Raw genomic sequence first — 14,522 nt, 5'->3', positions numbered from 1 at the left:
TTAAAAGTGCTGGGCGTCCAACACTCACTATTCCGGCTTGTTTGCCAGAATCACCGCGCGGCGTGGGGCGGGGTAGCCTTCAATGGTGCGGGTGCGGTCATTTGGGTCGAGGAAGTCCGCCAGCGACTGATAGGTCATCCACTCGGTGGAACGCTGCTCATCGAGCGTCGTCATCGCTTCATCTACCACCCGTACATTGGTGAAGCCGCAGCGCTCCAGCCAGTGGCACAGGGCGCGGGATGAGGGCAGGAAGTAGACGTTGGGCATGGCGGCGTAGCGCTCGCCGGGCACGAACACGGTTTGCTCATCGCCTTCTACCACCAGGGTTTCCAGCACCAGCTCACCACCGGGGGCCAGCGCGCCTTTTAGCTGTTGCAGGTGCTCAAGGGGCGAAGGGCGGTGGTAGAGCACGCCCATGGAGAACACCGTGTCGAAGAAGCCCAGGTTTTCCGGCACGTCCTCGATACCCACGGGCAGGAAGTGCGTGCGGCCTTCATCGGCGTTGCCGACAAAGTGACGCACCGCCTGAAACTGCCAGTAAAAGCGTGGCGAAGGGTCAATCACCAACACGAAAGCCGCGCCTGCGCCTGCCATCCGCCAGGCGTGGTAGCCGCTGCCACCGCCCACATCCAGCACCTTGCGGTACTTCAATGGTGCAAGATGCGGAGCGACACGCTGCCATTTCCAGTCGGAGCGCCACTCGGTATTGATCTCGATACCACCCAGGTTGAATGGCCCTTTGCGCCACGGGGCCAGCTTGCGCAGCAGGTTGAAACACTGGCGCTGCTGGCTCTCGGTAAGTGCCAGCTCTACCGTCAGCGTGTCGCTGTTTAGATCCACACGGCGCTCTTCCGGCAGCGGTGGCAGTTTGGCCACTGCTTTTTCCCAGGCAGATAGATCGCCGTGGCGCTGGCGGTCCAGCCCGCTGGCCAGCTGCTCGGGGAGTTTGGCCAGCCACGGCGTCAGCGAGGCATCCTGGGCGGCTTGGTCCAGAAACGCTTGATACAGCACGCGGTGATCGTCGGGGAGTAGCGCCACCTTAACCCTCCTTGAAAGCGATCAGCGAGGTGAAGTTCAGGTACTGGAACCAGGTCATGGCGCGGGGAAAGCCCGCCAGCGACAAACGCTCGTGCAGTGCATCCAGCGTGTCAGGAATCAGCACGTTCTCAAGCGCGGTGCGCTTTTGACTGATCTCCATATCGCTGTAGCCGTTAGCACGCTTGAAGTCGTGATAGCGTTCGACCCGCCAAGCGTTATCACGCTCGTCGGCATCGACGGTCTTTTCCGAGAGAATCAGCACGCCGCCGGGCTCCAGGGCAGCGTACAGCCGCTTGAGCAGGGCATCACGGTCGGCGGGGGGCAGAAACTGCAGCGTGAAGTTGAGAATGATCATCCCCGACGGCGCGTACGCATAGGTGCGAATGTCGGCTTCTTCCACCTGCATGGAGTGCTCGGGGCACTCATCGAGAAAGGTCTGCTTGGCTCGGGCGGCCATGGCCGGGGAAAGGTCGATGCCGGTATAGCGGAACGCATCGGCGGGCAGCGCGCCTGCCAGGGCGAGTCCGGATGCGCCCAGCGAGCAGCCTAGATCATAAACATGGGCGCCGTGGCGCAAATGGCGCTGGGCGATCAGGCTCAACATGCCCAGGATCTGGCCATAGCCGGGCACCGAGCGGCGGATCATGTCGGGAAAGCAGGCGACGACCTGTTCGTCGAAAGAGAACCTTGCCACCTTATCCAGGGGTGTTGAAAAGATAGCGTCGCGGTAAGATGCATCACTCATGGGCAAGCCAGGCTGGTTAATGAGGATCGCTAGTTTACGCGCCCTTGTTAATCCAGAACAGGCCCGTCGATCACAGATTCCTGCCTCACGGAACGACGCCACAGGAGAGGGCACATGGCTTCAGCAAAGGCAAATCCCGATACGCTACCCGCTTGGCAAACGCTTACCCAGCATGCCCAGGCGATTCGTCACATCCATCTGAAGAACCTGTTTGGTGACGACCCCGAGCGCTGGTCACACTTCACCCGTCAAGTAGCGGGACTGACGCTGGACCTCTCCAAACAGCGCTGGGATGACGACACCCTGGAGCATTTGCTGGGCCTGGCGGAAGAGGCGGGCGTGCCGGGGGCCATCGAAGCGCTGTTGAGCGGCAAGCGGGTCAACGTCAGCGAAAACCGCCCGGCGCTGCATACCGCCTTGCGCTTGCCCGCCGATGCTCAGCTGGAGGTGGAGGGTGAAGACATCGTCGGGGCCGTGCACGACAGCCTGGCGCAGATGGAGCGCCTGGTGCAGCGCCTGCACGCGGGCCAGTGGCGCGGTGCCACCGGCAAGCCGATTCGTCACGTGGTGAATCTGGGGGTAGGCGGTTCGGATTTGGGCCCGCTGATGGTGACCCACGCGCTGGCCGATTATCGCCCCAGCGACATTCACCCCGTCGAGGTGCACTTTGCCTCGACCATGGATGGCTCGCAGCTGGCCGACTACCTGACGCGTTTCAACCCGGAAACGACGCTGTTCGTGCTCTCTTCGAAGTCGTTCACCACCATCGATACGCTGTCCAACGCCAACACCGCCCGGGACTGGCTGCTGGGGCGGCTGTCCCGGCATGCAGAAGCTGGCGAAGCCCCTCAGGCGCACACCATCAGTGCCGAACTGGTCGTGCGTCAGCACTTCATTGGTGTCTCGGCAAGCCCGGAAAAAATGAGCGAGTGGGGCATCACCCCGGACCACCAGCTGATGTTCTGGGAGTGGGTGGGGGGGCGCTATTCACTCTGGGGCACCATCGGCCTGCCGATTGCCCTGGTGATCGGCATGGAGAACTTCCGTGCGCTGCTGTCGGGCGCGCACGCCATGGATACCCACTTCAAGACGGCGCCCATGGCCGACAACCTGCCCGTGCTGCTGGGCCTGGCGGGTATCTGGAACGTGAACTTTCTGGATATTCGTGCCCATTCGATTCTGCCCTATGACGGGCGTCTGGAATATTTTGCCGCCTATCTGGAACAGCTGGAAATGGAGTCCAACGGTAAATCCGTGACCCGCCAGGGCCAGGCGGTGAGTTACTCTACCTGCCCGGTGCTTTGGGGGCAGTTGGGTCCCAATGCTCAGCATGCGTTCTATCAGTTGCTGCACCAGGGCACCCAGCCGGTGGTCTGCGACTTCATTGCCCCGCTCAAACGCTACGACGAGATCGAAGACCCGGACACTCGCCGCCACCTGAAGGCCCAGCATCGGCTGGCGCTGGCCAACTGCTTCGCCCAGTCGCGGGTGCTGATGCTGGGGGACGATGCGCTGGAGGAGGACGGCCCGCGCCCCGAACACAAACGCTATCGCGGTAATCAGCCCTCGACCACGGTGCTGCTGGACAAACTCACGCCCGCCACCCTGGGGGCGCTGATTGCGCTCTACGAGCACAAGGTGTTCGTGCAGGCGGTGATCTGGGACATCAATCCTTTCGACCAGTGGGGTGTCGAGCTGGGCAAGCAGATTGCCACCGACACCCAGGCCATCATCGAAGGCGAAGGCGAGCTGGCGCGTTTGGACGCTTCCAGCCGTGGGCTGATCGAAGCGTTCTGGGCGGCGGAGCAGACGCCGCGCGGCTAAGGGATGCGTGGCGCCCGTTTTTCATGGCTGGATATACAGCTTTTTGCTTTTCCGCTATCCTGTGCCCTTTTGTCGGCGGCGCACGCCGCCGACAGTACGTATTTTTAGGAACTGACGTTACATGACCCAGTTTGATGCTTCTCAGTACGGCGCGAGTTCCATCGAGGTTCTCTCCGGGCTTGAGCCGGTGCGCAAGCGCCCTGGAATGTATACCGATACCTCGCGGCCCAATCACCTGGCGCAGGAGGTCATCGACAACAGTGTCGATGAAGCGCTGGCTGGGCATGCCACGGCCATCAGCGTCGTGCTGCACGGCGATGGCGCCATCGAAGTGCAGGATAACGGGCGCGGCATGCCCATCGACCTGCATCCCGAGCACGGCGTCTCAGGGGTCGAGCTGATTCTGACCAAGCTCCACGCGGGGGGCAAGTTCTCCTCGTCGAGCTATCGCTTTTCCGGCGGCTTGCACGGCGTGGGCGTGTCGGTGGTCAATGCGCTGTCGCGGCGGCTGGAGGTCGAGGTCACCCGTGACGGCGCGCGCCACGCCATTGCCTTCGAACACGGCGAAAAGGTCGAAGAGCTCAAGGAGATCGGCAAGGCCGCCAAACGTGCCACCGGAACGTTGGTGCGCTTCTGGCCGGACGAAAGCTACTTCGACAGCCCCAAACTTGCGCTCTCACGATTGAAGCACCTGCTGCGGGCCAAGGCGGTGCTGTGCCCGGGGCTGGCGGTCACGCTGGTGGAGCCGGACGGCACCAAAACCGAGTGGGCGTACGCCGATGGCCTGCGCGACTACCTGGCCGAAGCCACCGATGGCTACGAGGTGCTCCCCAGGGAGCCTTTCGTTGGCCACTTCAATGATGACGAGCATGGCGTGGACTGGGCGATTCAGTGGCTGCCGGAAGGCGGCGAAGCGCTGCTGGAGAGCTACGTCAACCTGATCCCCACGCCCCAGGGCGGCACCCATGTGAACGGTTTCCGGGCGGGGTTGCTGGATGCCCTGAGGGAGTTCTGCGAATTCCGCAACCTGCTGCCCAGGGGCATCAAACTCACCGCCGAAGACCTGTGGGAGCGCGCCTCCTTCGTGCTGTCGGTCAAGATGCTCGATCCTCAGTTTGCCGGGCAGACCAAGGAGCGGCTATCGTCGCGTACCATCGCCGGATTCGTGTCCGGCGTGGTGAAAGACGCGTTCTCGCTGTGGCTGAACCACCACGTGGAGCAGGCCGAGCAGTTGGCCGAGCTGGTGATCAGCGCTGCTCAGCAGCGTCAGCGGAAATCGAAGAAAGTGGCGCGCAAGAAGGTCACCTCGGGCCCCGCGCTGCCGGGCAAGCTGGCCGACTGTTCGGGCCAGGACCCGGCCCAGAGCGAGCTGTTCCTGGTGGAAGGGGACTCGGCCGGGGGCAGTGCCAAGCAGGCGCGCAACCGCGAAACCCAGGCCATCCTGCCGCTGCGCGGCAAGATTCTGAATACCTGGGAGGTCGAGACCCACGATATCTACGGCTCCCAGGAAGTCCACGACATCGCGGTGGCCATTGGCGCCGACCCCGGCAGTGCCGACCTGGAAAAGCTGCGCTACCACAAGATCTGCATCCTGGCCGATGCCGATTCGGATGGCCTGCACATCGCCACGCTGCTGTGTGCCCTGTTCGTGAGGCACTTCCCCGCCCTGGTGGATGCAGGCCATGTGTTCGTGGCCATGCCGCCGCTCTACCGGATCGACCTGGGCAAGGAAGTACACTACGCCCTGGACGAGAGCGAAAAGGCCGCCATTCTCAAGCAGCTGGCCAGCAAGCGCGGCACCCCCAACGTGCAGCGCTTCAAGGGGCTGGGCGAAATGAGCCCGCTACAGCTGCGTGAAACCACCATGGCCGTGGAGACCCGTCGGCTGGTTCAGCTCACGCTGAGCGAGGGGGACGGCACGCTGGAGATGATGGACATGCTGCTGGCGAAAAAACGTGCCAGCGACCGCAAGAAGTGGCTGGAAGATTACGGCAACCTCGCAGACATTGAGGTATAACCTCCGATGACCATGGATATTCAGGTAGCGGAGGGCGACGTCGAGCGTCTGTCCCTGCGCGACTACACCGAAAAAGCGTATCTCGACTACTCGATGTACGTCATTCTCGACCGCGCGTTGCCCAACATCGGTGACGGCATGAAGCCCGTCCAGCGGCGCATCATTTATGCCATGCGTGAACTGGCGCTGCACGCCAACGCCAAGTACAAGAAGTCGGCGCGTACCGTGGGCGACGTGCTGGGCAAGTTCCACCCCCACGGCGACAGCGCCTGCTACGAAGCCATGGTGCTGATGGCCCAGCCGTTCAGCTACCGCTACCCGCTGGTGGATGGTCAGGGCAACTGGGGTAGCCCGGACGACCCCAAATCCTTCGCGGCGATGCGCTATACCGAGGCCAAGCTTTCCAAATTTGCCGACGTACTGCTGAGTGAATTGGGCCAGGGCACCGTGGAGTGGGCGCCCAATTTCGATGGCACCATGCAGGAGCCGGTGGTACTGCCGGCTCGTCTGCCCCATGTGCTGCTCAATGGCGGCACCGGCATTGCCGTGGGCATGGCCACGGACATTCCGCCGCACAACGTATCGGAAGTGGTCGATGCCACCTGCCATCTGCTGCGCAACCCCAAGGCCACCACGGCCGAGCTGATGGCGTTCGTGCCCGCGCCGGACTTCCCCACCGATGCCGAGATCATCACCCCCAAAGCGGACCTGCAAAAGCTTTACGAAAGCGGCCGTGGCTCGGTGAAGCTGCGCGCTCGCTACGTGCGAGAAGAGGCCAACGTGGTGATCACCGCGCTGCCTTACCAGGTCAGCGGTGCCAAGGTGCTGGAGCAGATCGCCGCGCAGATGCAGGCGAAGAAGCTGCCCATGGTGGCCGACCTGCGCGACGAGTCGACCCATGAAGAGCCCACCCGGCTGGTGATCGAGCCGCGCTCCAGCCGAGTGGACGTGGAGTCGCTGATGGCCCATCTGTTCGCCACCACGGACCTAGAAAAGAACGTGCGGGTGAACATGAACGTGATTGGCCTGGACGGTCGGCCACGGGTCATGCCGCTGAATGACATGCTGGGCGAGTGGCTGCGCTTTCGTCGTGCCACGGTGCGCCGTCGCCTGGAGCATCGGCTGGGCAAGGTGGAAGATCGCCTGCACATTCTGGAAGGCCTGTTGACGGCTTACCTGAACATCGATGAAGTGATTCGTATCATCCGCGAAGAGGACGAGCCCAAACCTGCCCTGATGAGCGCTTTTGGCCTCTCCGAGCGGCAGGCCGAGGCGATTCTGGAGCTGCGCCTGCGCCACCTGGCCAAGCTGGAAGAGATGAAGATTCGCGGCGAGCAGGACGAGCTGGAGAAAGAGCGCAAGACCCTGCAAGGCCTGCTGGGCAGCGACGCCAAGCTCACCACGCTGATCGAGAAAGAGATTCGTGCGGCGGGCAAGGAGCACGGCGATGCGCGCCGTTCGCCGCTGGTCGAGCGCAGCGAAGCGAAAGCGCTCTCGGAAGTGGAGCTGCTGGGAGCCGACCCGATTACCGTGGTGCTGTCCGACAAGGGCTGGATCCGTGCGGCCAAGGGCCATGACATCGATCCTGAAGGGCTATCGTACAAGGCGGGCGACAGCTTCCGCCTGGCGGCCCGGGGCAAGACCAATCAGCCGCTGGTGCTGCTGGACGATACTGGCCGTGCCTACACGCTGCCAGCGCACAACCTGCCCAGCGCCCGAGGGCAGGGCGAGCCGGTCACCGGTCGGGTGAACGTGGCAGCGGGGGCGCAGATGGCGGGTCTCATGCTGGCGCCGCCCACGCGACGCTTTTTGCTGGCCAGCGATGGTGGCTATGGCTTCGTCGCGCCCCTGGAGGCGCTGACCGGCAAGAACAAGGCGGGCAAGGCGGTACTCAGCGTGCCGAAGGGCTGCAGCGTCATGGCCCCCGTGGAAGTGCCGGAAGGCGAATCGCTGTGGGTGGCGTCGGTTTCCAACGAAGGGCGGCTGCTGCTCTTCCCGCTGGACCAGTTGCCCGAGATGGCCAAGGGCAAGGGCAACAAGATGCTCGATATCCCCGGCCCCCGGGCGGCGCGGCGCGAAGAGTTCCTGCGTGATATCGCCATTGTGCCGGAAGGCGGTGAGCTGATCATTCATGCGGGCAAGCGCAAGCTGACGCTCAAGGCCGATGACCTTGCTTATTACCAGGGTGAACGTGGGCGTCGGGGCAGCAAGTTGCCGCGCGGTTTCCAAAAAGTTGAACGACTAGAAGCAGGGGAGTGACCGATGGCACGCGGTGATGAAGCAGTAGCCGATGTGGTGATGAGTGTACTGGCACCACGCTGGACACCCGACATGGAGCCGCCCCTGGCGGCACTGCTGGCGCAGTTCGGCCTGCAGGAGCAGCAGCGCACGCCGTTGGCCCAGGTGGCAGAAGGCGCGCCGCTGGATTGCCTGGAGCTGCATCTGGCTGGCGCTCCCGTCGAGTGGCGGGAGCTGCGTCAAGCAGCGCTGGCGCTGGGGGAAACGCTGGGGGCCGACGTGGTGGTGCAACCCGACCGGCGCCACCTGGGGGCTCCCAGGCTGGTCTGTTTCGATATGGATTCCACCCTGATCAAGGCCGAGGTGATCGATGAGCTGGCGCGCCGCCACGGGGTAGGTGACGAAGTGGCTGAAGTCACCGAGCGGGCGATGCGCGGCGAGCTGGACTTTCAGGCCAGCTTCCGGGAGCGGATGAGCAAGCTGGCGGGGCTGGATGAGTCGGTGTTGGCCAGCATTGCGGCCGAGCTGCCGCTGATGGACGGCGTCGAGCGGCTGATGGCCAATCTTCGCCACCAGGGAATCCGCACTGCCATCCTTTCTGGTGGCTTTACCTATTTTGCCCGTGGCCTGCAGGCGCGGCTTGGCTTCGATGAGATCCACGCCAATGAGCTGGTGATTCAGCAGGGCAAGGTCACAGGCGAAGTCCAGGAGCCCATCGTCGATGCCGAGCGCAAGGCGCTGCTGCTGGAGCAGATTGCCCAGCGTGAAGGTATCGACCTGGCGCAGACGGTGGCGGTAGGTGACGGGGCCAACGACCTGAAGATGTTGGCCAAGGCGGGAGTGGGCGTAGCGTTTCGCGCCAAGCCGCTGGTGCGTGCCGAGGCGCGTCAGGCGTTAGGCGTGGCGGGGCTGGATGGCGTGCTCTATCTGCTGGGCTATTCCCAGGCCGAGCTGATCGATCCTGTCTAGTTCGACCCTATCTTCGACCCTATCTTCGACCCTATCCAGTGACTGACGGGGCGGCGTTTGGCCGCCCTGTTCAGCTCGAAGGACTCTCGGTGCTGGGCGTCAGGCTACCGTACTCGGCCCGCAGGGCTTCCAGCCGTTCGGTTTCGGCCTCCGTCAGCGTAGGCGCGTGCCACAGCCGTTGGCCCTGGGCATCCTTCACGCCCTTCAGCGTGAGGGTGAGCTGGACATCCCGGGGTATCTGATCGTTGCCCCAGGGGCCAAAACGGTTGGGTGCCAGGCTCCAGGTGGCGCGTTCACCCGGCGCCAGGCCGCCGGAAATCACGTAGTAGAACGTCTCGTCTACCCAGGCAACGTCGCGGTTGGCGCTGCGCAGTACGCCGCGCAGCTGCAGCTCGGCAATGGCTGCATCAGAATCGTTGCTGACCTCTAGTTCAATGACCGGCTCCAGCGCTCCGAATGGGCTGGAAGCAAGATAGTAGCGCGCCCTGTCGATACTTACCCGCGCCAGCTGCTGCTGAGCGGCTTCGGCGTTGGCCTCTTTTTCTTCCAGGCGGCTCAAGGTGCGCAGGGCCTGGTCACGCTCTCGGGCACGGCGCTGGCGCAGCATCTCGTCGGCTCGCTCGATGACCTGGTCGCCGGTGAGCCCATGCATGTAGGCGTTGGCCGACTCGGCGATTTCAGCCGCGTTCATGCGCCCGGGCTGCAGCACGCTGATACCGCTGAAAGACGACATGGCGATGATCTTCAGCGCCTGGTCGAACTCGTCGCGTTTGTAGGTGGGCAGCGAATCGCGGACTTTCTCGATGGACACCACGGCTGCGGGCATCGAACTCGTATCAATTTTGGGGTCAGCACAGCCCGCTATCAGCAGGGCCGTCAGCGACAGTATCGATAGCCTTGTCAGGCGCCGCATAGTTGTACCTCGTTACAGGCCGAAAAACCGACAGGGAGCTTACCCGAAAGTGGTATCGACCACTAGCCGGAGCAGCAAAACTCCCCTGTATCCAGCAGGTGGAAGGCGGCTCTTTTTGGTATAAAGTGTGCCGATTCAACGTTTCCGAGAAGCCCCGTTCTATGAGTGCATCCTTTACTACCTGGCAGGCGCGCTTTGAAAAGCTGCGCAGCAACAAGCTGTTCGAGACCGTGGTGATCGCCATCATCGTGCTGTCTGCCCTGACCATCGGTGCTCGCACCTACGATGAGGTCAGTCAGTTCGAACAGTGGCTGATCTATCTGGACGTCGCCGTCACCATCTTCTTTCTGGTGGAACTGCTGATTCGCATGGCCGCCGAACGCAATCTGACCAACTTCTTCAAGAAGGGTTGGAACATCTTCGACTTCCTGATCGTCACGGCCAGCCTCATCCCCATGGACGACTCTGAGATGGTGCTGCTGGCACGCCTGCTGCGCATCTTCCGGGTGCTGCGTCTGGTGTCGATGATTCCCGAGCTGCGCCTGCTGCTGGTGGCGTTGATCAAGTCCATTCCACGGATGGGCTACGTGGCGCTGCTGATGTTCATCATCTTCTATATCTACGCGGCGGTGGGCAGCTTCATCTTCCATACCGTGGATGAGCAGCTGTGGGGCAACATTGCGCTGGCCATGCTGACGCTGTTCCAGGTGGCCACCTTCGAGAGCTGGGCCACGGCGGTGCTGTATCCCACCATGGAGCAGTACCCCTACGCCTGGATCTACTTTCTGACCTTCATCTTTTTGAATGCGTTCATTTTCCTGAATATGATGATCGGTATCGTGCTGGACGTGATGCAGAAAGAGAGCGCACAGATTGATTTAGAAAGCGGAGAAGGCGAAGCTGCAGAGATACAGGGCCTGCGTGACGACGTGCGCGCACTGCGCAGCCAGTTGGATCGCATGGAGTCCGCCCTGCAGGCGGCCGCTCAAGCAAAGCCTGGTCTAGCACCGCCTGGGCAAGCAAAGCCTGACCGCGACGAATAACAGGAGAGCCACGATGATGATGAAGGACCCTTCGAAAAAGTATCGCCCTTTCGTGGCGGTGGACCTGCCCGACCGTCAGTGGCCCGGCCAGCGTATCGACACGCCGCCCATCTGGTGCAGCGTCGACCTGCGCGATGGCAACCAGTCGCTGATCGACCCCATGGATCAGGAGCGCAAGCAGCGGTTGTTCGACATGCTGCTGAAGATCGGTTTCAAAGAGATCGAAGTGGGCTTTCCTTCTGCGTCGCAAACCGATTTCGATTTCGTGCGCTCGTTGATCGAGCAGGACAAGATTCCCGACGACGTCACCATCCAGGTGCTGACCCAGGCACGGCCGCATCTGATCGAGCGCACCTTCGAGGCGCTGAAGGGCGCCAAGCGCGCCATCGTGCACGTCTACAATGCCACCGACCCGATGTTTCGACGGGTGGTGTTCAATGTCGACAAGGCAGAGTGCGTGCAAATTGCCGTGGACGCCACGGCGCAGATACGTGACCTGATGGCCGCCAACCCGGAGACCCAGTGGACCTTCCAGTATTCGCCGGAACTGTTCACGACCACGGAAATGCCTTTTGCCGTGGAGATCGTCGAAGCCGTGATGGACACCTTCGGCCCCAGCGTGGACAACCGGATGATCGTCAACCTGCCGGCCACGGTCGAAGTGGCCACGCCCAACAATTACGCCGACCAGATCGAGTGGTTCTGCCGCCATGTGAAAAAGCGCGATACATTGATCGTCAGCGTGCACCCGCACAACGACCGCGGCACCGGCGTGGCGGCGGCGGAGTTGACGCTGATGGCGGGTGCCGACCGAATCGAGGGCACCCTGTTCGGTAACGGCGAGCGTACTGGCAACGTGGATATCGTCACGCTGGCCATGAACATGTACACCCAGGGCGTGCACCCCCAGCTCGATTTCTCCAATATCACGCCGATCATGCGCGAAGTGGAGTGCTGCAACCAGCTGCCGGTTCATCCGCGCCATCCTTACGTGGGCGACCTGGTGTTCACGGCGTTTTCCGGTTCGCATCAGGACGCCATCAAGAAGGGCATGGCCGAGCGTCGCGCCAACCCCGAAGCCCCCTGGGACGTGCCGTACCTGCCCATCGATCCCATGGATGTCGGGCGCAGCTACGAAGCCGTGATTCGCGTCAACAGCCAGTCGGGCAAGGGCGGCATCTCCTACCTGCTGGAGCAGGAGCACGGCATCGAGCTACCGCGCAGGCTCTCCATCGAATTCAGCCAGGTGGTGCAGGAAGTGGCGGACCGTACGGGTCGCGAGATCACTTCCCAGATGATCTACCAGGCCTTCCTGGAAGAGTACCTGGAGCAGCAGACACCGCTGGCGCTGGTCAACCACCGCCTGGCCTCCGAGCCGGATAGCCCCCGCGTCACCCTGGAAGCCGTCGTGGAGCAGCAGGGCGAACGCCATCTGCTGAGCGGTCAGGGCAACGGCCCGCTGGCGGCCTTCGTCAAAGCGCTACACGCCCAGGGTCACGACGTGGAGATCATCGACTACCACGAGCACTCCCGAGGCCAGGGCGCCGATGCGGAAGCCATTGCCTATGTCGAAGTCCGTATCGACGGCCAGGCCGTGTTTGGCGTCGGCAGCGACGAGAGCATCACCAGCGCCTCCATGAAAGGCGTGCTGAGTGCCATCAATCGTTATCATGCGGCTCGTTCCCAACAGTAAACGTTTAGGCGGCAACGTTGGAGTAAACACGGTTTACAAGATGCACTGACTTAGAGATCAGCATGGAGCAGGCGTACCTGCCCATGGAGGAAGTGCATCGCCAGCTACAGGATTGGGTAGGCTCATTAGGGTGTATATCCCTTTGACATATCCATTGCGTTGGCTAACATGAGCTCCATGTACGGTATCTCCCGATGGTCCTGGCACAGGAGTATGATCATGGAACAAGGCGCAGTCTTTCAGAGTAATCGAAGCCAGGCGGTTCGACTGCCCAAAGCGTTGGCTCTGCCCGAAGGTGTAAAGCGAGTCGACATCGTGGCCATTGGTCGTACCCGGGTTATATCGCCAGCCGGGGAGGCCTGGGATAGCTGGTTTGAGGGTGAAGGCGTGAGCGCTGACTTCATGTCGTCTCGTGAGCAGCCCCCCGAACAGGAACGAGACCTGTTTTGATGCTCAAGTTCATGCTCGATACCAATATCTGCATTTTCACGATTAAAAATCGTCCGCAAGAGGTTCGTGAGGCATTCAAACAGCATCATGGGCAGCTGTGCATCAGTACTGTCACACTGATGGAGTTGGTGTATGGTGCAGAAAAATCTGCTTTCCCTGAACGTAATTTAGCCACCATCGAAGGGTTTGCAGCCAGGCTGGACGTGTTGATGTACGACGAGGCAGCGGCATCGCATACAGGGCAGCTGCGCGCTGAACAAGCCAAGGTGGGCAAGCCCATAGGCCCTTACGATCAAATGATCGCCGGTCACGCGCGCTCACGAGGGCTGATACTGGTCACCAACAATATGCGCGAGTTCAAAGCAGTGCCGGGCTTGCGTGTAGAAGATTGGGTAGGCTCGGGGCAGTGACCTCTATGGCGGGAGACCACCTAGTGTCAAAGCGATTATTCCAGCATAGAACAGCAGGATAGCCGTCAATGTGCAGAGGATGGGTAACACGGGTTGGGTGGGTCTTCGTGCTGATTGCCTTGGCAGCTGCAATATTGACCTCGGCTGCCTCCCACGAGCCCTTCGAGCCACGGCTGGTGCGGCTGGAAGCCCATAAGGCACTGCCTGCATTGCCCCTTGAGCAAGAGTCTCCTGAGATCAACGCGCTGATGCTGCACTATGCTTCCGATCAGGCGCTGTGGATGAGCGCTTGGCTGGCTGTCATGCAGCATGGCGACCTCGCCCGGGAGGTACTGCTCGCGTACGGGCTCTCACCCCAGTGGCAAGACGTATTGGTGCGTTATGGTGCCGATGCGGTGCTGCCGGTCAGCTATTTTCATCATCACGACAGCGCCACGCTCCGTGCGCAGCACTGGCTGGGTGAGCGCTATCAGCAGCTGAGCCGATGGTGGAGCGATGAAGAGATGCCTGCCCCGGCGCAATGGTCGGCCCAGCAGCGCGGGCTGATGGGCATTGCGTTCCTCGATGCCGAGGGGCACGCACTGTTGAACCAGTTCGTCATCGACCGTGAAGGCCAGGTGAATTGGCTGCAAGGCGAGCGTGTCGTGACCGGGGTGGGCGACTTTTTCACCAGTGGGATTCGTCAACTGGAGAGCCAGTGGCGCAGTGGTGACGGCGTGCGTGCCAGCGATCTCGGGTGGGCAGGGGTGGACCTGCTGGTGATGGCCAGCACGGTCAAGGTGCTGCGAGCGGGAAGAGCCGCCCGGGCAGGCCGAGTCGGCGCGCTGGAGGCGCAGGGTGCCCGTGTGGGCGTCGCGGCCAGCACGGGGCGTTTCGCAGCGTTGCCTCGCATGGCGCGCGTGGCGGCAGTGGCGGGCACGGCCTACGTGGTGGTACGCCACCCCAGCCTGGTGAGCGCGCTAGGCGCCAATCTGGCCAACTGGCTTGGCTGGCCCACCTGGTTGGGGCAGTGGCTGCTGTGGTGCTTGGTCTTGCTGCCGGTGCTGATCATGGCTCGCTGGCTATATCGCTGGTTGATTTCCCCCTTGCTCTGGCTGCTACTGCCGGTGGCGCGCCTGTGCGCCAGGACGCTTGCACACGCGCCGAGGCAGCGTGGGTAGCGCCGCTCTGAGGTCATTGCTC

At 62.3% G+C, this 14,522-nt stretch carries 12 protein-coding genes; 9 read left to right on the top strand and 3 right to left on the bottom strand.

The features are described 5' to 3' along the window. Positions 1-27 precede the first annotated feature (27 nt). Together cmoB and cmoA are read right to left on the bottom strand one after the other, a co-directional pair. Complete coding sequence (gene cmoB / locus RVM27_RS02645) at positions 28-1,038, bottom strand: tRNA 5-methoxyuridine(34)/uridine 5-oxyacetic acid(34) synthase CmoB (RefSeq protein WP_287807372.1); 1,011 nt, start codon at positions 1,036-1,038, stop codon at positions 28-30. Position 1,039: 1 nt separating this feature from the next. Then, positions 1,040-1,783, bottom strand: coding sequence for a class I SAM-dependent methyltransferase (gene cmoA / locus RVM27_RS02640; protein ID WP_498957276.1), 744 nt, complete (start codon positions 1,781-1,783; stop codon positions 1,040-1,042). A 114-nt stretch (positions 1,784-1,897) separates the two neighbouring features. On the opposite strand from cmoA, the gene pgi reads away from it, so the two are divergent. From pgi to serB, 4 genes are all read left to right on the top strand, one after another. Next, positions 1,898-3,607 (top strand): glucose-6-phosphate isomerase, encoded by a 1,710-nt coding sequence (pgi, locus tag RVM27_RS02635; protein ID WP_498957275.1) that lies wholly within the window; start codon positions 1,898-1,900, stop codon positions 3,605-3,607. A 121-nt stretch (positions 3,608-3,728) separates the two neighbouring features. Continuing rightward, positions 3,729-5,624, top strand: coding sequence for a DNA topoisomerase IV subunit B (gene parE, locus RVM27_RS02630; protein ID WP_016913415.1), 1,896 nt, complete (start codon positions 3,729-3,731; stop codon positions 5,622-5,624). A gap of 6 nt (positions 5,625-5,630) precedes the next feature. After that, positions 5,631-7,883, top strand: a complete 2,253-nt coding sequence (gene parC / locus RVM27_RS02625; protein WP_498957274.1) for a DNA topoisomerase IV subunit A — start codon at positions 5,631-5,633, stop codon at positions 7,881-7,883. 3 nt (positions 7,884-7,886) lie between these two features. Beyond that, a complete protein-coding gene (serB, locus tag RVM27_RS02620; protein WP_287807363.1) occupies positions 7,887-8,831 on the top strand; it encodes a phosphoserine phosphatase SerB in 945 nt (314 codons plus the stop codon). 70 nt (positions 8,832-8,901) lie between these two features. On the opposite strand, the gene RVM27_RS02615 is transcribed toward serB, so the two are convergent. Continuing rightward, positions 8,902-9,744, bottom strand: a complete 843-nt coding sequence (locus tag RVM27_RS02615) for a DUF6694 family lipoprotein (RefSeq protein WP_084123757.1) — start codon at positions 9,742-9,744, stop codon at positions 8,902-8,904. 161 nt (positions 9,745-9,905) lie between these two features. Between RVM27_RS02615 and RVM27_RS02610 the strand changes: the two genes are divergently transcribed. The 5 genes from RVM27_RS02610 to RVM27_RS02590 all read left to right on the top strand — a co-directional run bounded on the left by RVM27_RS02610 (position 9,906) and on the right by RVM27_RS02590 (position 14,500). Then, complete coding sequence (locus RVM27_RS02610) at positions 9,906-10,787, top strand: ion transporter (protein WP_498957273.1); 882 nt, start codon at positions 9,906-9,908, stop codon at positions 10,785-10,787. A gap of 13 nt (positions 10,788-10,800) precedes the next feature. Then, complete coding sequence (gene leuA / locus RVM27_RS02605) at positions 10,801-12,480, top strand: 2-isopropylmalate synthase (protein WP_498957272.1); 1,680 nt, start codon at positions 10,801-10,803, stop codon at positions 12,478-12,480. Between the two features lie 219 nt (positions 12,481-12,699). After that, positions 12,700-12,930, top strand: coding sequence for a type II toxin-antitoxin system VapB family antitoxin (vapB, locus tag RVM27_RS02600; RefSeq protein ID WP_039177604.1), 231 nt, complete (start codon positions 12,700-12,702; stop codon positions 12,928-12,930). Beyond that, entirely contained in the window at positions 12,930-13,340 is a 411-nt protein-coding gene (gene vapC / locus RVM27_RS02595) for a type II toxin-antitoxin system tRNA(fMet)-specific endonuclease VapC (protein ID WP_016913422.1), read from the top strand. The genes vapB and vapC overlap by 1 nt, the downstream gene beginning before the upstream one ends. Before the next feature lie 107 nt (positions 13,341-13,447). Then, the gene (locus tag RVM27_RS02590; protein WP_189462899.1) at positions 13,448-14,500 is read left to right on the top strand and encodes a hypothetical protein; all 1,053 of its coding nucleotides are present in this window, start codon (positions 13,448-13,450) and stop codon (positions 14,498-14,500) included. Positions 14,501-14,522 lie beyond the last annotated feature (22 nt).

It is taken from the genome of Halomonas sp. KM007, assembly GCF_050709225.1.
Lineage (GTDB): Bacteria > Pseudomonadota > Gammaproteobacteria > Pseudomonadales > Halomonadaceae > Vreelandella > Vreelandella hamiltonii.
Note: the sequence above shows the minus strand (reverse complement) of the source record. Positions and strands in the feature narration are given on the sequence as shown.

What these genes read in the sequence shown, in the direction of transcription:
- cmoA (WP_498957276.1), bottom strand. Translation starts at nt 1,783, where the DNA reads ATGAGTGATGCATCTTACCGCGACGCTATCTTTTCAACACCCCTGGAT.
- pgi (WP_498957275.1), top strand. Translation starts at nt 1,898, where the DNA reads ATGGCTTCAGCAAAGGCAAATCCCGATACGCTACCCGCTTGGCAAACG.
- parE (WP_016913415.1), top strand. Translation starts at nt 3,729, where the DNA reads ATGACCCAGTTTGATGCTTCTCAGTACGGCGCGAGTTCCATCGAGGTT.
- parC (WP_498957274.1), top strand. Translation starts at nt 5,631, where the DNA reads ATGACCATGGATATTCAGGTAGCGGAGGGCGACGTCGAGCGTCTGTCC.
- serB (WP_287807363.1), top strand. Translation starts at nt 7,887, where the DNA reads ATGGCACGCGGTGATGAAGCAGTAGCCGATGTGGTGATGAGTGTACTG.
- RVM27_RS02615 (WP_084123757.1), bottom strand. Translation starts at nt 9,744, where the DNA reads ATGCGGCGCCTGACAAGGCTATCGATACTGTCGCTGACGGCCCTGCTG.
- RVM27_RS02610 (WP_498957273.1), top strand. Translation starts at nt 9,906, where the DNA reads ATGAGTGCATCCTTTACTACCTGGCAGGCGCGCTTTGAAAAGCTGCGC.
- leuA (WP_498957272.1), top strand. Translation starts at nt 10,801, where the DNA reads ATGATGATGAAGGACCCTTCGAAAAAGTATCGCCCTTTCGTGGCGGTG.
- vapB (WP_039177604.1), top strand. Translation starts at nt 12,700, where the DNA reads ATGGAACAAGGCGCAGTCTTTCAGAGTAATCGAAGCCAGGCGGTTCGA.
- vapC (WP_016913422.1), top strand. Translation starts at nt 12,930, where the DNA reads ATGCTCAAGTTCATGCTCGATACCAATATCTGCATTTTCACGATTAAA.